General features: G+C 44.0%; 14 protein-coding genes. 7 read left to right on the forward strand and 7 right to left on the reverse strand.

The genetic code is table 11. From position 1 onward, the window contains the following. Positions 1 to 405 precede the first annotated feature (405 nt). Complete coding sequence (locus tag PSE7429_RS11170) at positions 406 to 2,388, forward strand: bifunctional aldolase/short-chain dehydrogenase (RefSeq protein WP_009627288.1); 1,983 nt, start codon at positions 406 to 408, stop codon at positions 2,386 to 2,388. A 140-nt stretch (positions 2,389 to 2,528) separates the two neighbouring features. On the opposite strand, the gene PSE7429_RS23565 is transcribed toward PSE7429_RS11170, so the two are convergent. The 6 genes from PSE7429_RS23565 to dnaB form a co-directional block, all read right to left on the reverse strand. Beyond that, positions 2,529 to 7,562, reverse strand: a complete 5,034-nt coding sequence (locus tag PSE7429_RS23565) for a GAF domain-containing protein (RefSeq protein ID WP_009627289.1) — start codon at positions 7,560 to 7,562, stop codon at positions 2,529 to 2,531. A gap of 941 nt (positions 7,563 to 8,503) precedes the next feature. After that, complete coding sequence (purM, locus tag PSE7429_RS11185) at positions 8,504 to 9,541, reverse strand: phosphoribosylformylglycinamidine cyclo-ligase (RefSeq protein ID WP_009627290.1); 1,038 nt, start codon at positions 9,539 to 9,541, stop codon at positions 8,504 to 8,506. 132 nt (positions 9,542 to 9,673) lie between these two features. Beyond that, a complete protein-coding gene (gene proC / locus PSE7429_RS11190; protein WP_040688296.1) occupies positions 9,674 to 10,471 on the reverse strand; it encodes a pyrroline-5-carboxylate reductase in 798 nt (265 codons plus the stop codon). A gap of 96 nt (positions 10,472 to 10,567) precedes the next feature. Further along, positions 10,568 to 11,152 (reverse strand): cell division protein SepF, encoded by a 585-nt coding sequence (locus tag PSE7429_RS11195; RefSeq protein WP_009627292.1) that lies wholly within the window; start codon positions 11,150 to 11,152, stop codon positions 10,568 to 10,570. Positions 11,153 to 12,047: 895 nt separating this feature from the next. After that, positions 12,048 to 12,734, reverse strand: coding sequence for a YggS family pyridoxal phosphate-dependent enzyme (locus tag PSE7429_RS11200; protein ID WP_009627293.1), 687 nt, complete (start codon positions 12,732 to 12,734; stop codon positions 12,048 to 12,050). Positions 12,735 to 12,924: 190 nt separating this feature from the next. Then, entirely contained in the window at positions 12,925 to 14,307 is a 1,383-nt protein-coding gene (gene dnaB / locus PSE7429_RS11205; RefSeq protein WP_009627294.1) for a replicative DNA helicase, read from the reverse strand. A gap of 320 nt (positions 14,308 to 14,627) precedes the next feature. Between dnaB and PSE7429_RS11210 the strand changes: the two genes are divergently transcribed. The 3 genes from PSE7429_RS11210 to PSE7429_RS11220 all read left to right on the forward strand — a co-directional run bounded on the left by PSE7429_RS11210 (position 14,628) and on the right by PSE7429_RS11220 (position 18,309). Continuing rightward, positions 14,628 to 16,178 (forward strand): zinc metalloprotease, encoded by a 1,551-nt coding sequence (locus PSE7429_RS11210; protein ID WP_009627295.1) that lies wholly within the window; start codon positions 14,628 to 14,630, stop codon positions 16,176 to 16,178. Between the two features lie 424 nt (positions 16,179 to 16,602). Next, positions 16,603 to 17,259 (forward strand): Npun_F0813 family protein, encoded by a 657-nt coding sequence (locus PSE7429_RS11215; protein ID WP_009627296.1) that lies wholly within the window; start codon positions 16,603 to 16,605, stop codon positions 17,257 to 17,259. 114 nt (positions 17,260 to 17,373) lie between these two features. Beyond that, entirely contained in the window at positions 17,374 to 18,309 is a 936-nt protein-coding gene (locus PSE7429_RS11220; protein WP_009627297.1) for a hypothetical protein, read from the forward strand. Between the two features lie 47 nt (positions 18,310 to 18,356). Here the strand turns inward: PSE7429_RS11220 and PSE7429_RS11225 are convergent, their stop codons facing one another. After that, the gene (locus tag PSE7429_RS11225; protein ID WP_009627298.1) at positions 18,357 to 19,049 is read right to left on the reverse strand and encodes a sugar transferase; all 693 of its coding nucleotides are present in this window, start codon (positions 19,047 to 19,049) and stop codon (positions 18,357 to 18,359) included. A 41-nt stretch (positions 19,050 to 19,090) separates the two neighbouring features. On the opposite strand from PSE7429_RS11225, the gene holA reads away from it, so the two are divergent. The 3 genes from holA (at position 19,091) to infC (ending at position 21,989) form a co-directional block, all read left to right on the forward strand. After that, a complete protein-coding gene (holA, locus tag PSE7429_RS11230; RefSeq protein WP_009627299.1) occupies positions 19,091 to 20,074 on the forward strand; it encodes a DNA polymerase III subunit delta in 984 nt (327 codons plus the stop codon). Positions 20,075 to 20,154: 80 nt separating this feature from the next. Then, entirely contained in the window at positions 20,155 to 21,285 is a 1,131-nt protein-coding gene (gene aroB, locus PSE7429_RS11235; RefSeq protein WP_009627300.1) for a 3-dehydroquinate synthase, read from the forward strand. 179 nt (positions 21,286 to 21,464) lie between these two features. Next, entirely contained in the window at positions 21,465 to 21,989 is a 525-nt protein-coding gene (gene infC, locus PSE7429_RS11240; RefSeq protein ID WP_009627301.1) for a translation initiation factor IF-3, read from the forward strand. The last annotated feature ends 149 nt before the right edge of the window (positions 21,990 to 22,138 follow it).

Here is a 22,138-nt window from a genome sequence, read left to right on the forward strand (position 1 = left end):
CGCACGCTGCGCGTGCGCCGCAGGTTTTAGATCTGGATTTTAATTATGCCCAGCTACTTAGCATCCCATCCCATAATACCAATTCACAAAAGTGGGACAACACTTTTGTGAATTATAGCTATATTCACTTTAAGTCAGGACATAAAACCCAATAGAGAGTTACGGCGCGAAGCGCCGTAACTCTCTATTGGGTTTTATGTCCTGATATACTTGGCGACAGCTATCTATTCCCATCCAAAGCCTTACTTAGTAAGGTTTTATACCAATTCACGAAAGTGTGACAACACTTCAGTGAATTAAAAAACAAACCCAGTCAGGTTTTGAGATTCCCAAAATGGCGTTGCCATTTTGAGAATTGGTATTAGACGTTGGGTATTTAAGCTGTAGTTATAAAGTGAGTTAACAATGAAAAGTTTGTGGAGCGATCGCGAGGCGGCAGAATATAAAACCGACTTAGGCTTAAGAGTATATACATCAAAATTGTTGGGACGCGATCCATCCCTCGTTCTGCATGGTGGTGGCAATACTTCCGTCAAAATTTGCGAGAAGAATTTAGTTGGTGAAGAGGAAGAGATTCTCTATGTAAAAGGAAGTGGCTGGGATTTAGAGACGATCGCTGAAGCAGGTTTCGCCCCCGTAAGAATGGCGCATTTATTGAAATTAGCCAAGTTACAGGTGCTCTCCGACTCGCAAATGGTGAACGAACTGAAAACCCAAATGACGAAAGCGAGTGCGCCTGCCCCATCGGTGGAGACGATTTTACATGCGATTTTGCCCTACAAATTTGTCGATCATACCCATGCTGATGCAGTCATTTCCATTACTAATACGGCAAACGGATGGGAACGCATCAAAGAAATTTATGGTGACGATGTCGTCATCATTCCCTATGTCATGCCTGGATTTGACCTTGCGCGACTCTGTGCCGAAAAATTTGCCACGGAGAAGAGCGATCGCACGATTGGGATGGTGTTAATGAATCACGGTATTTTCTCCTTTGGGGAAACTGCTCGCGAATGCTATGAAAGAATGATCGCCTTAGTTGATCGCGCTGAAGTTTACTTGCGCCAGCATCACGCTTGGGAAATTGCCGCTCCAACAGCGGTTCTCAAGGAAGAAGCCCGAACGGCGATCGCCACTGCGATCGCGCAATTACGCGCTGAAGTCTCCCAAGTTGCCAACTTCCCTGTTGTTTTAAGTTCTCATACCAATGAGGCAAACTTAGCCTTTGGGCAAAGAGACGATCTACATCTGATTTCACAGCAAGGCTGTGCTACTCCCGATCATGTGATTCGGACTAAGCGTTTACCTCTAGTTGGAAGGGATGTAAAGGCTTATGCAGAGGCATATCGGGCTTATTTTGCCGAACAGTCACAAGAATCAACGCAGCCTGTCACCATTCTCGATCCTGCGCCGCGAGTAATTCTTGATCGCCAATTAGGGCTAGTCACCGTTGGTAAATCCGCAAAAGATGCCCAGATTGTCGCGGATATCTACGAACACACGATGGCAATCATCCAGCGATCTACGATGCTAGGTGGTTATCAAGCTCTCCCTGCTAGCGACATCTTTGCGGTGGAATATTGGGAATTAGAACAGGCAAAATTAAAAAAAGGTGGAGCCTCGCCTGCCTTTGCTGGGGAAATTGCCTTAGTCACGGGTGCGGCTTCAGGGATTGGTAGAGCCTGTGTCGATTCGTTATTAAAACGGGGTGCGGCCGTGGTGGGCTTAGATATTAATCCTGCGATCGAACAGCTTTACGATCGCCCCGATTTTGTGGGTGTTACTTGCGATGTCAGCGATGAAGCGGCGATCGCTAAGGCGCTAGATAAAGCCGTGACAGCCTTTGGTGGTTTGGATATGCTTATTCTCAATGCAGGGATTTTTCCCACGGGCTGTCGAATTGAAAACCTGAATACCGCCACATGGCAGAAGGTGATGCAGATCAATCTCGAGGCTAATTTAATCCTCATGCGTGAATGCTATCCATTGCTAAAACTTGCACCTAAAGGCGGGCGCGTGGTGGCGATCGGCTCTAAAAACGTTCCTGCTCCAGGTCCTGGGGCAGCAGCTTATTCGGCATCCAAGGCAGCCTTAACGCAATTGATGCGCGTAGCTGCATTGGAATGGAGCAGCGATCGCATTCGGATTAACACCTTGCATCCTAATGCGGTATTTGATACGGGAATCTGGACAGAGGAGGTGTTAGCCGATCGCGCGAAGCACTACGGCTTGACAATTGCCGAATATAAAACTAACAATCTACTCAAAGTAGAAGTCACTAGCCATCATGTCGCTGAGTTAGCGGTGGAAATGTGTGGCGCGTTGTTTGCCTGTACTACTGCCGCTCAAGTTCCCATCGATGGCGGTAATGATCGGGTCATCTAGATGGATGGCGGCGCTTTGCGCCGCCATCCATCTTTTGGGGTTTATACCAATTCCCAAAATGGCTACGCCATTTTGGGAATTGGTATAACTCAGATGTTGGGAACAAGAGCATCACATCGTGATGCTCTTGTTCCCAACATCTAGCATGGAGGATGAAGAAACTGTTGCACCACTTCGGCTAGTTTTTTGAGCTTAACGGGTTTGCTCAGATAGTCATTGGCTCCTGCCGCTAAACATCTTTCGCGATCGCCAACCATCGCTAAAGCTGTGACCGCAATGATTGGCGCATTAGACAACTGATGCTGGCGAATATATTCGATCGCCTTAAGCCCATCCATCCCTGGCATTTGGATGTCCATCAGCACTAAGTCGGGATGCTCGGATTGCACGAGATCGACCGCTGTTTGTCCATCTTTGGCAACAATGACGCGGTAACCATTTGCTGATAGGTAACTAGAGAAGGTAATAATATTTGCTTCATTATCTTCAGCGATGAGAATTAGAGGATGCCCCAGTTGACTATCCTTAGCGTCGGGTTCGGGAACGAAGTCCGAGGGAAAGGAATTACTGTGTTTTAACAAGAGTGAAGAATCTCGCTCGTTATAAGGGAGTTCAATCGTAAAGCAACTACCCACACCAAAATCACTCGTAGCCTTAACCTGTCCACCATGCATTTCTACAATCCTTTTTACCAAGGCTAATCCTAAGCCCGTACCCTCATATTGACGATTGAGCGCACTATCCACTTGGATAAAGGGTTGAAACAATGTCTGTAGCGCGTGAGGGGTAATTCCGATACCCGTATCGATGACCGCAAATCTGACCCAATGCGTAACATCTTGTAAATTGGAATCATTAACTTTGTGTAAAGTGACTTCGAGAACGACACGGCCATTCTCTAGGGTAAACTTGACCGCATTATTGAGCAGATTGATTAACACTTGGCGAATGCGGCGCTCGTCGATCTTCAAGTCAGGTAGAGACTTCTCTACCTGAATATGTAGTTGAATGTTCTTTTGGAGAGCCTGCTGCATGACAAACATCAAGCTCGATTGGCTTAGTTGTTCGATATTTGTAAGAGAGCGGTCTAAGGTCACTTTTCCTGCTTCAATTTTAGCGAGATCGAGGATATCGTTAATTAGATCTAATAGATGGTTGCCACTTCGTTCTACAGCCAACAAGACTTGCTTTTGCTTTGCATTTAACACTCCAAAAACTTCTTCTTGGAGCCCTTCGGTAATGCCAAGGATCGCATTGAGAGGTGTGCGAAGTTCATGACTCATATTGGCGAGAAATTCATCTTTAAGTCGAGTCGCCCGCTCTAATTCTTGGTTTGACAGAGCCAGTTTGCGATTAGTGGCTGTGAGCTGCTGCTGGGCCTGTTGCCGATCGCTTAATTCTTGTTGTACCTGTGCAAATAGGCTAGCCTGTTGAATCGCGATCGCTAATTGATTGGCAATTTGCTGCAATAGCTGGGCCTCTGAATCTTGCCAAACTCGTTTTTCGGCACAAGCATGAACGACTAAAACTCCCCAAAGTTTATTGTTGGCTAGGGGTGAAATCCAGCGCGATCTTTCAATATTGCCTAAATCTTGGAGGATCGGCGCGACAATTTTTGACTTGATTTGCCCCTCTATAGAATAGGGAATTAAGCAATCTGTCCAGACATCCACCATGACATCGGGCACGATACGCGGTTTACCCTGCCAATAGTAATCGAGGATTGCTGGTGACCAAAGCTCATTTTCCCAATGGAGGGATTTAAGCGATGTAAACTCTGGAGATACAGCCTCTTCAACGATTTGACTATCACCATAGGAAAAAAGCCGAAAAACGATAACGCGATCGCAATTGAGTACCTCTTTGACCTGACGGGTTACGGTGGAGAGGATCGCATTAATATCTAAGGATTCGCGAATCTTTTGGGTGATTGCCCCGATCGTTTGCTGTTGCCGTAATTGTTGGGAGATCGCCACTTCCGCTTTTTGACGAATCAATAACTCAGACTGCGCCTGTTGGTACAAACTCGCCTGATAGATGGCAATCCCTAACTGATTGGCAATTTGCTGGCTGAGTTCGATCTCAAAGTTTTGCCAGTGACGAGGGGCAGAACATTGATGGATACATAGTAAACCCCACAAAGCCTCACCACAGAGGAGGGGAATAACCAGATTTGCTCTCACTTGAAACTGTTCAAGGATACAGGTATGGCACTTTTCTAAATCTGTTTGATAAATATCATCGACGATCTGGCATCGACCTTGACTATAGGAAAAGGAATAACTGTCTCCAAAGCAATAGTCTTGCAATCTGATGGCTAATACCGAAGAAAATCCTTCTACCGTTGATTCGGCAACAAATTCACCGTCACTATAATTAGTATCAGCATCAAACTGGAAAATACCCACCCGATCCGCTTGGAGTATTTGTCGAATTTCGTGGCAAGCTGTATCAAAAATTACTTGTAAATTTAGCGATTGGCGAATCCGTTGGGTGATTTTGCGGAGAATAGTTTCTTGGGAAGCCTTCTGTTGAGAACGATCGCGACTCTCTTGGAGGTCTGATTCTATTTGTTTGCGATCTCTAATGTCCCGAAAAATTCCCTGAAGGATAGGCTCGCCTTGGATATCAATTACGGAAGCAGACACATCAAAAGGAATTAACTGACCGTTTTTTGTGATAAAGATGATGTCATAAACCTGTATTTTTTGCTGATGGGTAAGACTCTCAAAGGCATCTCTTGTGCGGGTCAATTCTTCCTCTGGATGTAATTGGGTAAAGTGCATGGAAGTTAATTCAGCGCGACTGTAGCCCAGTATCTGTTCGGCTTGCATATTAACTTCTAAAATATTGCCCTGTAAATCCGCTAGCATAATCGCATCGCTGGCTCCATTCATGAGCGCCCAATAGCGAGTTTCTCTTTCGAGCATTCTTGCTTCTAGTTGATCGTTGAGGTTTTCCAGTTCTAGCTCAGTCTGTTTGAGGCTGGTGATATCCTGTATTGTGCCTTGAGATAATTTCGGGGAGCCATCTTCCGCATAAATGGTTTCGCCTTGATTTTGAATATATTTAATCCGACCATCGGGTAAAAGAAGTCGATGTACTATGTTATAGGGAAGGCGATCGCTTACCGATTGCTGATAGGCTCTATCCACCATTTCCCGATCTTCAGGATGAACGGTGTTTAAAAATGTCTCATAGGATGCACTAAACTGTTGGGGATCGATCTCGGATATGCGAAAGATTTCGTCAGACCAATAGAGAACTTGGTTCGTTAAGTTGAGTTCCCAATTACCAATCTTGGCAATGCGCTGAGCTTCTCGGAATAGTTTCTCAGTATGTTTTAATTCCCGTTCAGCTTTTTTGCGATCGCTAATATCGCGGACTAGTAATAGTACTTCATTTTCATGATACGGAACAACGCGGACTTCTTCGATATGATCGATTTCGGGGGTGGAAAAATCCTGTTCGTAAATTTGTAATGATTGGGTTTGCAAAGCAAGTTCTATATATTCCATACGTCGTTGGGCTAACTCAGGCGGTATGGTCTCTGAAACATGGACTCCGTTCATATCTAGCAAATGCCCGATGATCCGATGTTGACTGGGAATGCAGACAAATTCTAAGTAAATACCCGAACGATCAATTCGCATAAATAGATCGGGAATGGCTTTAATTAGGGCTCGATGATGGGCTTCACTGATCTTTAAATTTATTTCGGCATTTTTGCGATCGCTAATATCGGCAATCATCCCGATTAACCTTTTGGCTTCACCACGATCGTCGAATAGCCATTGGTTGCGATCTTCGACCCAAATATAATATCCCTCTTGATGCTTTAATCGATACTGACAAAAGAATGGTGTTTGATTAGTACGGCATATTTCCGCAGTCTGAAAAAAATGATTGCGATCCTCAGGATGGATCGCGGACAACAAATCCGATAGATTTTTGGGTGATTCGGAAACTGTAAACCCTAAAACCCTTGCAATATTCGCACCCCAGATCAGAGACTTGCTACTCAGATCGTACTCATAAAGCATTTGTCCGCTAGCTTTCTCCGCCGCTTCGTAGCGATAATACCATTCGGTCAGTTCGGCTAACTGTTGTTGAATTAGAGCTTCCGATCTCTGCCGTTCCGTCAGTTCTTTTTGAGCTTGCTCGTAGGCATATAATTGCTGAATAGCGATCGCTAGATGTATGGCAATATTCCGTAAAAGGCTAGCATCTTCGGGCTGCCAATCCCGATGCTCCCGACATTGATGTCCGATCAATAGCCCCCAGAGATTGCCCGAGACTTGAAGGGGAATGACAATATTTGCTTTGACCTGATATTGCTCTAGGACTTCGATATGGCAAGGTGCATAGCCAGCATTGTAAATATTGTTGACGATGATCGGTTGATCGTGGTCGTAGCGTTGCTTCGCTTGCGACTGAAAACAGGAGTCTTGGATGTGATTTCCTAAAGAAATGACAAAGGGACTCTCGACAGATTCGGAAATAATGAACCCGCTCCAATCAGATTGAAACTGATACACCACAACGCGATCGCATTGCAAGAAATTCCGTACTTCTTGGACACAGCTATCTAAAACCTCTTGCAAGTTGAAGGAAAGGCGGATGTGATCGGCGATCTGAGCTATCAGTTGCTCTCTGGCGATGTTTTTTGCGGTTAACTCGGCAGCAGAGTTCTGTTGATGCTGTTGCAGGAAATGCTGTAAGCTTTCGGCGGTGACGATCCCTACGGGGCGATCCCGATAGTCCAAAATCGGCAGATGGCGAATGGAATGTTGCTGGAAGAGTTGAACCGCTAGGGATATATCGCAAAAATCAGCTTCGTACAGGGTCACGAGGGGACAAGTCATGACCTCATGGATTTGTAAGCGTGTGAAATCAGCCTGCTGAAAGCTGAGCCGCATCACATCCCGCTCGGTTAAAATGCCGATCGCTCTGCCATCTTCAGCGATCGCTATGACGTAGCTAGAGGTTGACTCTTGACAGTCGTTATGGCGATCATTATGGCGATCGTTAGGGGCGGATTGCACAGACGTATCAAACCCACCCCCAAGCATTTGGGCGATCGCTTCCATAACCGTAGTATGGGCAGCAACTACCACAGGAGGACGGATGATTGCCGAACTTAATTCGGATGCATTGAGTTTAGCTACGCTCAAGCCAGAATACCTGCCATTAAATTTTTAACAAAAAAACAAAAAATATATCTAAAAATATATCTAAAAATATATCTAAAAATATATCTAAAAATATATCTAAAAATTTATAAAACAATCGGCTTTTGTGTTGCTAGCCCCTATTCTATATTCCCTAATTTATCAGTAGCTGAGCATAATTAAAAAACCAGAATCAAAACCTGTAAACGACACACAACGTACGCTACAGGTTTTTGGATTTTATATTGTGCCTAGCTACTGATAAGGCTAGATGGTGCAACGCTTGTATTCCTTGATGTATTCTTTGATGTATTCTCTGATTTGATAATTATTCCCCTGTTTTTCAAGTTTCTGTCATTGGAGTTGTTACCCTTTTATCGTAACTATCCACAGTAACAAGATATCCCAATAATTAATAAATCTTCCTTACATTTCCATATATTCTAACAATTTTTTTAAAGCGTTATTGGGTGTGTAATATTTTAGTTGGAAATTTATACTTAATTAGCTGGGTTAAAAAGCTGTGGCGCACGCTGCGCGTGCGCCATAGCTTTTTGGGTTTTATATTTTTCGATCAAAAAAACCATAAGAAAATTCTTGAAAGTGTTGCAAAGCAACACTTTCAAGAATTTTCTTGGTTTGGGTTTGAGCGCAAAGCGCTGTAAGTATGAAGTGATCTCCACCCTATCGATTAATCTCGAATTAATAGCAATTTAAGCGATGGTTGTGGACATATTTAAAAATAAAATAAGCGATCGCTAAAATGATTTATATCCATTATTTTAATGAACATAAAATAATTTGCGTGGATATTTCATCCTTTTGTGTAATGCCAAAGCTCAAAATGGCGTAGCTATTTTGAGCTTTGAAAACCCTTACTAACGTCAGTTCGGATTAAGCGATTTGCGGATATCCCAGAGGCTTATTCGAGAATAATGAAGACGTTATACAAAGATCAGCGATCGCTCACCCGCGATGACTTGACCGATGCGATTCGCGACAAAACCCTGTGCTTGGAAATAGGCGATCGCCGCATCCGCTTTAGCTGGATCGACGATGACTGCCATGCCAATACCCATATTAAACGTATTGAACATATCTAGTTCTGGCACTTCCCCTTGCGCTTGTAACCATTGAAAAATGGGGGGGATTTGCCAACTATGACGCAGGATCTCCACTGATTGACCATCTCCAAGGCATCGGGGTAAGTTTTCAGGTAGACCTCCACCCGTAATATGCGCCAGCCCATGAATCCCCAGATCGGCTTTCAAGGCTGCCAATACAGGTTTGACATAAATCTGCGTTGGCGTGAGAAAAATTTCCGCTAAGGTCAAGTCTTGAGTTTCAGGAGAAATTGGATTGTCAAGGCGATCGCTCCAGTGATAACCCTTGGTTTCGATAATTTTGCGGACAAGGCTATAGCCATTGCTATGGATGCCTGAACTCGCCAACCCGATCGCCACATCACCAATATTTACCTGTGTGCCGTTCAGCATTTCTGACTTTTCCGCGATCGCAACACAAAAGCCCGCCGCATCATATTCACCGACACCATAAAATCCCGGCATCTCAGCAGTTTCGCCGCCCAACAAAGCACAACCTGCCATTTGGCAGCCATCGGCGATACCTTTGACAACTTCCGCAAGCTGATCAGGTTCTAACTTACCCGTAGCCAAATAGTCTAGGAAAAATAACGGCTCGGCTCCTGAGGTCAGTACATCATTGACACACATAGCGACCAGATCGATACCGATCGTGTCGTGTTTATTTGCCGATTGAGCGATTTTGAGCTTTGTGCCAACGCCATCCGTCCCTGAAACGAGAACGGGTTGGCGATAACCCGCAGGTAGTTCAAAACAGCCACCAAATCCACCCAGATCGCCCAATACACCGAGACGGTGGGTGCGTGCCACTGAATCGCGAATTTTTTCAACGAAGGTACGACCAGCCTCAATGTCTACACCCGCTTGACGATAATCCAAAACCTCTAACTCCCAGTTTCATCACTTTTTACCAAGGCTATCTTTGCTAGCCTTGGTAAATTTAAAAAATATTAATTGCCAGTTTTAATCCTTTACGGAGATCCCTTGAAGATCGCCATGAAGAATAAATACTTACGGCTTACCCAATTCCTCAGCACGACGAGTTGCAGCAAGCACGGCTTCTATCATAGCGGAACGCAGTCCTGATTTTTCTAACTGGGCGATCGCCGCAATAGTCGTACCTGCGGGACTGGTGACTTGATCCTTGAGCTGAGCGGGATGTAGCTTAGTCTCGCTTAACAGTTGCGCCGTACCCAAAACAGTTTGCGTTGCTAATTCCATCGCGATCGCCCTTGGTAAGCCAGCGGCAACACCGCCATCAGCCATAGCTTCCACCATCAAGGCAACATAGGCGGGACCAGAACCAGATAAACCCGTGACCGCATTCATTAACGATTCGGCAACATCTACAACCTTGCCCACCGCCCCAAAAATTTGTCGCACTGCCTCGATATGCTCTTTTGTCGCCAATGCATTAGCAGCGATCGCTGTTACCCCTGCACCTACTTGTGCTGGTGTATTTGGCATTGCGCGGATGATTGACTTAGAAGGGAACATTACCTCCAGTTGAGCCAAAGTCACACCAGCCAAAATTGACACAATACAAGGCGCAGGAGCATTAGCAAGACCGATTGCTGCGGCATTTAAAGACTGAGGCTTGACCGCCAAGAGCAGAATCTCCGCTTCGGCAGCTATTAAATTATTAGGCGTAACTTGCACGCCATATTTTTTTGCGAGTAGATCGCGACGCTCTGGCATCGGATCGCTGACGCAGACATCGGATGGCAAATATATATGACTAGCGACAAGACGAGACAAAATAGCCTCACCCATGACACCGCCACCGATAATACTGAGTTTAGCTTTCAAGAATTCACCAATAAATAACTAACAACTTAATTATTAATCGTTTTATTAATCGTTGTTAATCGGCTTAGTTAATTATTGAGTTAATTATTGAATTAATTATTGAGCAAAACGACTGACAGGTGCTTCAGCAGACCATGCTGGTGCGGGGGCAGCAGTAGGACGGACTACGCGAGGCTGAGGCATAGGAGCGTCGTTCAATACGGAAGACTGTGATGTAACTTGAACGCAAGAAGGCGCAAACAAGAAGATACTGTCGCCAATACGCTCTTGATGTCCATCAAGGGCATAGGTACCACCAGCTACGAAGTCAACGGCCCGTTGAGCTTGATCTGGATCCATCATGGTCAGATTTAGCACTACGGATTTGCGTTCGCGCAAGGCTTGGATTGCTTGAGGCATTTCTTCAAAACTGCGAGGTTCCATCACCATAACTTGAGATAGACCATTTGCAGCGCCAGGCATACCAATTACATTGCTCATACTTTCAGTTGTGGCTCTTAAAGCGGTAGGACGTTCGCGAGTGCGGCGAGCTTGGGGCTCTTCAGGTTCTGGGGCGATCGCGCCATTATCTTCTTGATAAATGTCTTGATACTCGCGACTAGAAGCTTCATCATACTCATATTCGTACTCTTGAGCCTCTGACAAACCAACAAAATCCTTGAGCTTTGTAAAAATTCCCATCGTAATTAACTCCTAGTGTTTGCTCCTCAGTTCGGGCTTTACAGCCAAAATTTTATTCTTCTAGACTAGATGAGGAGTGCGAATCTAATAAAGTAGCCCTGTTAGTTAGAGACTTACTTTGTCTAGTATTGTTTAATTGTCTTTACTGTCTAAAACAGTATTGACAAAATATTTACTCGCAGACTGTAACCGATAACAGGGAAAAAAGCTAGATATACTGGTTAAATTTTTTAAATACGACAAAACACGACTTTTATTGCACAAAACCTTGCTATATATAGGACTAAAGTATTTAGGTAGACATTACATCTATAAAAACTTTCCTTTAACCCTTAACAAGTTTTTAATTATTGCTAAACTTGCTCTGAGGTTAAGGGTTTGGGAACCCGAACCTATGTCTATTAAGAGTGTCTATGTGAGCCTAAATGATGATAATTATGGGGAATAATACCCCAATAAAAGTCTAGGCTGCTAAAGAAACTCTCAAAGCTATTTGTGTTAGTCATTGCCAAAAATGAAAAACATAACTCCAGAATATCTATCCACTATCTATCTAAAACTAGTCAGGAATTTTAGCTTGAGATAGATACTCTTTATTAAAGATTAATGTGTTCTAGGCTACAAAATTAACTGCTATCTAATGTTCTTAGTTACAGCTTTTTCTAAATAACTTTAGTAAGAATTGGAAAACCTCTCAGCGAGATAAATTCAACACTAGCTATAAAAAGAAGTCTGTTACTAAGCTAGGAACGCTAAAACTTATAACAGGTTTGTCTATATATGGCAAGCTTTCGCTAAAAAATTAGTAAGTCAAAGGGGTAGTCACTACTATGGCAAAATCATAAGAGTCGCAGCACACAGCGCCGCAACTCCTTATCCATTAATGCTTACAGCATTAGGCTTGGTAACCTGAGAAAATTTGATTGCCAATCCGCACCATAGTTGCGCCAGCTTTGATGGCGATCGCATAGTCCGCAGACATTCCCATCGAAAGTTCGCGAATATTGTCCCAACCTAGGGAGCGCAGCTTGGCTGCCAACTCTCCGACATGGCTGAAGACTGCATGGGATTGTGATTCATCTAAACCTAGGGGCAAGATCGTCATCAGTCCCACGATATTGAGATGTTTTAGTTGGGCTAACTGTGGTAAATCGGCTAGCAGTTCTGCTTCCGACCAGCCTGATTTATGGGGATCTTCAGCTAGCTTGACCTGTAATAGGAGTTTTGGGGATTTACCCAGTTCGGGGATGAGGCGATCGCATTGCTCGGCAAGGCTCAAGCGATCGAGGGAATGAATCCAATCAAATTGAGCGATCGCCGCTCTTGCTTTATTACTTTGCAAAGAACCGATCATATGCCAAGTGATATCGGTTAAGTCTGCTAATTCAGTTTGCTTGATTTTGGCATCTTGCACCCGCGATTCGCCAAAATCGCGCACTCCCGCATCGTAGGCAGCGCGAATTGCTTCTATCGATGTATATTTGCTGACTGCAACTAGTTTTACCTGCGTGGGGAGATGGGTGCGGATTTTATTTAGACGATCGCTAATGGTAGCGATCGCCTCAGAATTAACTTCAGACATGAAATAGACCAGTGCTAAGTATCAAATAAGTAGTATCAAAGCTGAAAATGGCTACGCCATTTTCAGCTTTGATATTACTTACTGGGTTTGGTTTTTAATTCACAAAAGTGTTGTCACACTTTCGTGAATTGGTATAAAACCCAAAAAACTGTAGCGCAAACGCTACAGTTTTTTGGGTTTTAATTAATTTCTAATTACGACTGGAAGCCATATTTTCAAACTTGGTCAGGCGGGGTTCAAATAGTAGCTTGACAGTGCCCACGGGACCATTACGGTGTTTGGCAATGATAATTTCAGCAACTCCGCGATCGGGCGTTTCGGGGTTGTAATACTCATCACGATAGAGATTAATCACTAAGTCGGCATCCTGCTCGATCGAGCCCGATTCTCTCAGGTCTGATAGCATCGGACGCTTGTTGGTTCTGGCTTCTACCCCTCGACTTAACTGGGATAGGGCAATCACAGGTACATTTAATTCGCGGGCTAAAGCTTTGAGCGATCGCGTAATGCGGGAGATCTCTTGTACGCGATTGTCGGAACCCGAACCTTCCATTAATTGCAAATAATCAATTAAAATCAGTCCGAGTACACCTCCTTTTTCTGATTGTAAACGGCGAGCCTTAGAGCGTAATTCCGTAATCGGGGGATTAGGCGTGTCATCGATAAAGATGGGCAGCTCTGAAAGTCCACTGATCGCCATCGCAACAGTGCCCCATTCATTTTCGCTAATCTGTCCCGTACGCAGACGATTGCTATCAATGCCCATGTCACTGGAACGCACCTTAGACTGACTGGCTAGTAAGCGATAAACTAATTGCTCCTTAGACATTTCCAAACTAAAGATCGCCACGGGCAATCTATGGATCTCTGCCATTTTACGAGCTACTTCTAGCCCAAAGGCAGTTTTACCCATTGAAGGACGACCAGCCAAGATAATCAAGTCCGATCGCTGCAAGCCATTCGTCATGGCATCAAAATCATAAAATCCTGTAATTAAACCTGTCGCAGTGGAATTACCCGTACCAAGGGAGTTAAACCGATTTTCGAGTTCGTAAAAGGTCTTAGTGAGAATATCGGCGGCGGGGGTAAGTCCCTGCTGAGCGCGAGATTGGGTTACTGCAAAAATCTTTTGTTCGGATTGATCGAGGAGTTGCGGCAGTTCGATTTCGTTGCTGTAACTAATCTCAACTACGCCTCTGGCGGCTTCAGCCAGTTTACGACGGGCATATTTATCAGCTACTAGTTGAGCATAAAAGTCGATATTGACGGCGCTAACGGTGCGATCGCAAAGCTGGGCAATTTTGGTTTGACCGCCGATTTTTTCGAGCATATCGCGATCGCTGAGCCAAGTGGTCAGACTCATCATGTCCGTCGGATTGGACTGATTATTTAACATCAAGCAGGCGCGAAAGATTTCCTGATGTGCTGCGACATAGAACATTTCGGGACGAAGAGTATCGAGCACCCGTGACACTGCCTCTGGATCGATCAAGATCCCGCCTAAGACGGCCTCCTCAGCCTCAATATTTTGTGGAGGTAAGCGATCGCTGATAGATTCAAAGTCTTTGCTCATATAACTTGCTGGCTGGATTTAGCTGGCTGGATTTAAATGTCTGGGAAAGTATTCGGAAATTGGGAAGCGAGTTACAAGGGCATAGGTAATTCTACGTTTTAATGGCAAAATTATAGCTATCGCCCAGTGTATCAGGACATAAAACCGAAAAGAGAGATGTGGGGCAAAGCCCCACATCTCTCTTTTCGGTTTTAATGTTATCTAGCATGGCAAGAGATAGCGCTCAAATAGACGAAAGTCCACTCTCGTCTATTTGAGCAAACTTGGCGACAGCGATACCGTCACGATTGCTATAGTGCTTTTAGTAATGAGCGATTGATATGGGATTTGAGGAAATATTTGTTTTTGTCGTCGTGGGATGGGTGGCAAGCTATCGACAGCGATCGCTTGCCACACCCAGCAGTCAAGAACCAAACCATCATTCACAAACCTTGGTTTTGTGGATTTTGGCAGTTGTTTTGCCAAGTTTAGCGATCGCATGGACAACTCTCCATCAAACCGCTTTACCATTAATTTTTGTAACAACTTGCTTCTTGCTTTGTATATGGATTTATCGCACTTGGTATCCAAGTTCTAACTCAGATATTTCTAACTCGGATATTGAAGCTAGCTTAAGTCTGTATGCCCATGAAGAAAAACAACTGAAAGATTGCTTCCCCCCCGCTATCTATTTATTAAAGGGGCTAGAATACCGCGATCAAGAAATTTATTGTCGGGGCAAACTGCGATCGCCAAACCCCAAATATGCCTACGACATAATCGCTAAAAATCTGCAACAAATCTTTGGCGATCGTTTTACCTGCTATTTAGAGGAAAGCCCGTTAGAAAATGTCGGCACCAGCTTTGGCAGCAATCAAGATATGCAAGAAACCGCTACCAACTATTGCTTTTACTTACGCCCGCAAGCCATCACCAGAAAACAAAATTTCCTTCAGAGTTGGCTCTTAAGTAGCCTTAGCATTTTACTAACGATATTTGCCCTATTCGTAGTTGGGGCAAACATTGCTCGCATTGAAGACTTGAGCTTAATTGATTTACAACTGGGAATTCCTTACGGTTTGGGGGTTATGGGAATCTTTATGGGAAGGGCGATCTCTCATTACTGGATCGCCAAACAATATAAATTGACTTATATTCCTCCGCTTTTCTTGCCCTGCCTAGGTAGTTTTGGGATGTTAGGCAGTCTCAACAGCTTTTTACATCAAGGCTTTAATGAAACCAAAAATCTTGCCAACCAACGTCGCATCCTCTTCGATCTAGCTGTAGTGCCGACGGTGACAGGCTTAGTCATTTCCGCTTTTTTAATATTCCTAGGTAACTTGTCCCCAGTTCCTAGCGATCCCCTGATTGCGAATCCAGCCATAGCGCCATCTTTTTTAGTGACTGAGTTAACGACCAAACTAATGACCAAACTCGCGACCTTTGAGTTTAAAGATTCAATTTTGGCAACCTTATTACAAGCTGTCTTTTCGATAGGCAGATCGGGAGTTACCGCAATCAATGGCTCAGAAGCAATCCCCTCGCTTTCGCCACTGACCCTCGCAGGTTGGGCGGGACTAGCCCTCAGTGCTTTACAACTCATGCCCTTTGATTTACTAGATGGTGGCAATTTAGCGATCGCCATGTTCGGACATCGGCAAGCAGTCGTCATTTCGCGCATTACCAGACTTGTTCTAATCGCGATCGCCCTATTTGCCCAGCCTTGGCTGAGAATTTATAGCCTCTTACTATTTATATTGCCTGCCCCACGCGCCCTTCTCTTAAATGAAAATTTTGCCCTTGACCGCAGGCGCGATCTCATCGGCATGATTTTAATGGCGATCGCCCTACTGATTATCTTGCCCTTGCCTAAGTCTTTGCTAAGTAGCTAGGCATAATTAAAAGCCCAAAGATGAGTGGCGGCGCAAAGCGCCGCCACTCATCTTTGGGCACTTATAAGGACTTTTATTTTGCTTATGGCAAAAGGAAAACTCAAGAACCTTGCTGGGACTAATTTTTTTGTTTTCAACTAAAGGTAACTTCATTTGAAAATCGCTAAAAGTACTGTAATATCAAAGCTAAAAATGGCTACGCCATTTTTAGCTTTTCAAACCCTCACTAGGTTTGGGTTTTAATTCACAAAAGTGTTGTCACACTTTCGTGAATTGGTATAAATTGTCGGATAGAAACCACCATAAATCCTAGATAATTTAAATTTCAAGACGTTAATGTGATTTTGGGATTATCATTAACCTTGGCATTAGGTAGCCACGATTTGTTGCTACTGGTAACATCAGTTAAGTCAACAGTAGAGACATGTTCATCCTGAAGCGCCAAGACGTTGAAATTATCAACGTCCAAAACCCACAAAATAAAGATCAACAAATACCGATTCTGCAATATCAGGGGCAAACATTTAGATTACTCAATATGTTTGGAGATAATCGCGATGAAGCTTTAGCACTTTGGCGCGACTTAACTGATAACAAAGGTAAAGCTTGTGTATTACTAGAAGAGCCTCAACGCTTTAGCGTGTGGGGCAGGGTCAAGCTCGACCAACTGCATACAGCTCCTAGCCAAAGTTCTTCATCGGGTACACATCTTGTACAAGGTTGTTTACTGATATTGCAAGCTGTATATCTTGAGATTGAAGATATCCTTGGAGTTAGGCAAGCAGGCTCTTTTAAGCAAGATTTACTTAAGTTCATGCAACAGGGTAAATTTGCTCAAAGCGAAACAATTTCGGTTCTAGAAGAAGTTTTATCCATCAACCCACTTAATAGCGTCCAAATTCCAAACTGGGATGAGAGTAAGTTGCAACTTCTTTTAGGTGAAATCCATCGACTAGCATCTTCCTATTTTGGAAATAATAGTTTTGTTGATAGCGCGATCGAAGCCTTAAATGAATTACCCGAAGCAGGATCTGTCTCTACTTGGTTGGCAAAAACTCCTAAAGGTAAGCTCTGGCAGTAATCTTCCTTACTGTTTTTGGCTTTTTATTTTTTGCTGTGGTATATCGCGCAATATTTGATATTTTCTTGTTTTAAATACTTTATTTCCTATGGTTGTAGCCAAGGTTCAAGATACATGAGTAGAGCCAAACCTCCCTCCCCATCAGGGATTTCCACACAATCTATTGTTTGGGCAGCGATCGGATGGGCAGCCACAGCCTTGATTTACTATCTATTCCTAAGTGCCCCAACCGATGGTCCCCATACCATCAAGCCAGAAGAATGTGAAAAAGTAGTTAAAGGACTCATCGTTAGACCCAATTGGTATCGTTACGGTACTTACCTTTTTCAAACTGTAGCGATCGCCTGTTCGGGGTTACTGTGTTTGCGTAACTGGCGCAGCGCTAAAATCATCAGCGGTCGGAACGTTTGGCTTGGGTTAGGTATAGGTATCCTATCTTGGGGCATCGGCAATTTGACTTTTGGTTATCTCGATTTTCAATATCAGAGTGGGCTGATTGCGGGTGGTGCTAAAGGTGCGAAGGAGTTGGTAAAGACATTTCCCTCGATCGCCGACATTTTTTTCACAGCTACTTACCTATTCTTGTCATGGGGAATGGCAATGTCAGTAATTGGACGAAGGCTCAACCTCTATCCCAAACAATGGGCGATCGTTGGCGGAGTAGGACTGCTGGGAATCGGGCTCGCCGCTTATGTGACCTTTGGGGTGAGCGGTGAAGTAACGATGGATTTGGGGAAAACTCTTAATATCATTTACGCTCTGGGTGATATTTGGTTACTGATTGTGGCAACGATTCTTCTTTTGGCTTTTTGGGGTGGTAAAGCCGCCCAATCATGGCGATTACTGGGCAGTGCTGGTATCGCCATGTTTTTTGGGGATTTATGGTTCAATTACAGCAATAATATCAGTGATATTTGTAAAGCTAAGCCCTATCAGAGTGGTGAACCTGCCGAGTTTTTCTGGATTCTAGCCTTTATTCTCTGGGGTATGGCCGCCGCACTAGAATTTGATTTATCGTCACGCTCAACAGGGCGAAGTCGCAGAAGCTAATTACCAAAGTAATAAAAAACCGACCTAAGGTCGGTTTTTTATTACTTTTAGTAAGCACCATTACCTTTGGGGAAAATGACTACCAAGATGGTCTTAAAAATCAAATGGAGATCGAGCAAAAAACTCATGCGTTTTACATAGCTAGCATCTATCTGCACTCGTCTTGAATAAGGAATATCATTCCGTCCTGATACTTGCCAAAGTCCCGCAATGCCTGGGCGAACACTGAGAACCTTATCGATCGCTGAGCCATATTTGACGAGTTCAGCCTGCACTAATGGGCGCGGTCCCACTACACTCATATCGCCTACCAGTACGTTCCAAAACTGGGGTAACTCATCTAGACTCGTTGTTCTCAAGAATTTACCAATTTTAGTAATGCGCGGATCATGCTTCAGCTTAAAGGATGCTTCGTATTCAGCACGACTAATGGGGCAGGAATTCAAATAGTCTTCCAGCGCTTGATCTGCTCCGTTAATCATGGTTCTAAATTTGATGCAATTAAATTTAGAACCATGTAAACCAACTCTCGGATGAATATACAAAACCGATCCACGAGAACTGATAAAAATCAATATCGCAATTGCCAGATAAATTGGCGAAAATAAAGTTAGGACAATTGATGCAAATACGATATCAAAGACTCTTTTTCCCCAAGTTGCATAAAGATCTGTACGATCTGTTACCGAATTCTTTGTACGGAGGCTAACTTGACTATTTGCTTTGCTTCTAGTAATCATCAAATCTCTACACCACACCACATAGTTGAACTAATCATACAATGCCTGTCTACTTTTATTGGGGCGATGATGACTATCAGATTTCCCAAGCAGTTAAAAAACTGATAGATACCCATGTCGATCCGATGTGGCGTGATTTTAATTACGTGAAAATCAATGCTACAGGGGATCTGGAAGTAATGGACGGACTCAACCAAGCGGTAACTTCACCCTTTGGCATGGGTAGCCGTTTGACTTGGTTAGCAGATACAGCGATCGCTCAGAAATGCAGCGAATCCCTATTAGCAGAGTTAGAAAGAACCTTTAATCATTTACCCATCGACTCCTACATCTTATTTACCTCATCAAATAAGCCAGACGGGAGAGCCAAATCTACCAAGTTACTCCAGAAGTATGCCCAGATATTGGAGTTTTCTTTAATTCCTCCTTGGAAAGTCGAGGCAATCGCTCAACTCGTCAAACAAGCTGCCACTGCGATTGATTTAAAGCTATCTACGGATGGGGTGGACTTACTCGTTGATGCGATTGGTAATGATACCCGCCGCTTGACGATGGAACTCCAAAAATTGCAATTATCGCATTACGGTAAAACCCAACCTCTTACTGCTAAAGACATTGCGCCCCTCGTCCAAACCTCTGCTCACAATAGTCTGCAACTGGCAAGTGCCATTCGCTTAGCCAATACGAGTCAAGCCCTATCCTTAATTTCTGAGTTGCTTCGCAATAATGAGGTAGGGTTACGCATCTGCGCTACTTTGGTGGGTCAATTTCGGACATGGCTCTGGATTAAGCTGATGCAGGAATCGGGAGAGCGCGATGATAAGGCGATCGCCGATGCAGCGGAAATTGGTAATCCCAAACGGGTGTATTTCCTCAAACAAGAAGTGCAGGGGCTAAACAGTCAAAAGCTCATGAGATCGCTAAGTATCTTGTTACGACTAGAAGCCGATCTCAAGCATGGCAAAGATGAAAATGCCACATTACAAACCGCTATTATCGAGTTATGTCAAGCAATGACTAAATAAGAGAAAGTGACTCTCTGCGTCACTTTCTCTTTCTGGGCGATCGCCTGTTACCATAGAAGCTAGACCATTTATTTAGAAATATGCCCGATTATTCCGCGCTAGTTTCCGTCGATCTCCACAATGACTCTCAGCCTAATCGCAGTTATGACATCGCGATCGCTGCCCATAGCCTCAAACATTTGGGGGCGAAATTATTAGAAATTGGTTTAGGCAAAAAAAGCAAAAAAGTCTTAATCGTCTCGAATCCAGTCATCTACAAGCACTATGGCGAGACCGTAACAGCATCCTTACATGACGCAGGGTTCGACGTTGCCCATCTCATCTTGCCAGCAGGTGAACGCTTTAAAACCGCCAACTCCCTCCAAAAAATCTATGATGCAGCGCTTGCCCATCGTTTAGAACGCTCGTCAGCGATCGTCGCCCTCGGTGGTGGCGTGATCGGCGATATGTCTGGCTATGCTGCTGCAACTTGGCTGCGTGGCATCGATCTCATTCAAGTACCAACGACACTTTTGGCGATGGTGGACTCAGCCATCGGTGGCAAGACGGGGATCAACCACCCTCAAGGCAAAAATTTGATCGGAGCCTTCTATCAACCGCGTTTAGTCTGGATCGATCCTGAAGTTTTGCAAACTTTACCCGCCCGTGAGTTTCGCTCAGCCATGGCGGAGGTCATTAAGTATGGCGTAATTTGGGATCGCGAACTATTCGATCTCCTTACCCAATGCGATCGCCTTGATCGGTTGAGCTATATTTCTGCGGAACTTTTACAGGCTATTCTCTACCGCTGTGCTAAAGCCAAAGCTGAAGTAGTCTCTAAGGATGAAAAAGAAGGTAATCTACGGGCAATTCTTAATTACGGACATACGGTCGGTCATGCGATCGAATCCGTTACCAATTATCGCCTTTACAATCATGGTGAGGGGGTCAGTTTAGGAATGGTAATCGCAGGGGCGATCGCCGTAGAAATGGACATGTGGTCCGCTAATGACCAAGCTCAACAGCTTGCACTGATTACCAAAGCCCGTCTACCTCAAACCTTGCCAGCAGATATTGATATTGAAGCGATCGTGGCTACCCTCGCCACCGACAAAAAGGTCGAAGCTGGTCAAGTGCGCTTTATTTTACCTACAGCGATCGGATCGGTAACTCTAAGCGATCGGGTAACCTCAGAAATGGTTAAACAAAATTTACGAAAAATAATAGTCTAATACTTGACACATTAAGTGGTAGTTCGTACTATACTTAAACGTTTATGTCAAGTAAAAAATTTGCTAAGCTTAAGCATATCAACTATTTGATATGAATACAGCACCCAATACCTGCATAAATTTGTAAACCACTAGTAATTTAAACCAATACCCCAAAGAGTCTAGACAACAGAGATTTCATGACTAAAAAGCCAATTAAAGACCTCCCCCAAATCAACGAACGCATCAGATATCCAAAAATTCGAGTCATTGATATGGAGGGAGAGCAACTCGGCATCCTAACCCCCAAAGAAGCCTTGAAAATGGCTGAAGAAAAAGAGCTAGATCTTGTGTTGGTCAGCGATAAGGCAGATCCTCCTGTTTGTCGGATTATGGACTATGGCAAATTCAAGTTTGAACAGGAAAAGAAAGCCCGCGAAGCTCGTAAAAAACAACATACCTCCGATGTTAAAGAAGTAAAGATGCGTTACAAGATTGAGGAGCATGACTACAAAGTGCGCATCAATCATGCCGAGCGCTTCTTGAAAGAAGGAGATAAGGTTAAAGCAACAGTAATGTTTCGCGGTCGGGAGATTCAACACGTAGATCTTGCCGAGGTTTTATTGAATCGGATGGCAAGCGATCTTGAATCTGTCGCCGAAATTCAGCAATATCCCAAACGCGAAGGTAGAAATATCACGATGTTGATGGCTCCTAAGAAATAAAAACAAAATCCTGAATAATAGGTAAAAGAGAAGGATATATACATCCTTCTCTTTTTTAATGCTTCTCTTCCCATGAAAAATATAGATATAGTCTGTAATGTTAGGATAAAATCAAACGCAATAGAGAGTGGCGGCGCTTCGCGCCGCCA

The organism is Pseudanabaena biceps PCC 7429 (genome assembly GCF_000332215.1).
Taxonomy (GTDB): domain Bacteria; phylum Cyanobacteriota; class Cyanobacteriia; order Pseudanabaenales; family Pseudanabaenaceae; genus Pseudanabaena; species Pseudanabaena biceps.

Bases quoted from the DNA above. Each gene is read 5' to 3' on its own strand.
- PSE7429_RS11170 (WP_009627288.1), top strand. From the start codon at position 406: ATGAAAAGTTTGTGGAGCGATCGCGAGGCGGCAGAATATAAAACCGAC.
- PSE7429_RS11195 (WP_009627292.1), bottom strand. From the start codon at position 11,152: ATGGGAATTTTTACAAAGCTCAAGGATTTTGTTGGTTTGTCAGAGGCT.
- PSE7429_RS11200 (WP_009627293.1), bottom strand. From the start codon at position 12,734: ATGTCTGAAGTTAATTCTGAGGCGATCGCTACCATTAGCGATCGTCTA.
- dnaB (WP_009627294.1), bottom strand. From the start codon at position 14,307: ATGAGCAAAGACTTTGAATCTATCAGCGATCGCTTACCTCCACAAAAT.
- PSE7429_RS11210 (WP_009627295.1), top strand. From the start codon at position 14,628: ATGGGATTTGAGGAAATATTTGTTTTTGTCGTCGTGGGATGGGTGGCA.
- PSE7429_RS11215 (WP_009627296.1), top strand. From the start codon at position 16,603: ATGTTCATCCTGAAGCGCCAAGACGTTGAAATTATCAACGTCCAAAAC.
- PSE7429_RS11220 (WP_009627297.1), top strand. From the start codon at position 17,374: ATGAGTAGAGCCAAACCTCCCTCCCCATCAGGGATTTCCACACAATCT.
- PSE7429_RS11225 (WP_009627298.1), bottom strand. From the start codon at position 19,049: ATGATTACTAGAAGCAAAGCAAATAGTCAAGTTAGCCTCCGTACAAAG.
- holA (WP_009627299.1), top strand. From the start codon at position 19,091: ATGCCTGTCTACTTTTATTGGGGCGATGATGACTATCAGATTTCCCAA.
- aroB (WP_009627300.1), top strand. From the start codon at position 20,155: ATGCCCGATTATTCCGCGCTAGTTTCCGTCGATCTCCACAATGACTCT.
- infC (WP_009627301.1), top strand. From the start codon at position 21,465: ATGACTAAAAAGCCAATTAAAGACCTCCCCCAAATCAACGAACGCATC.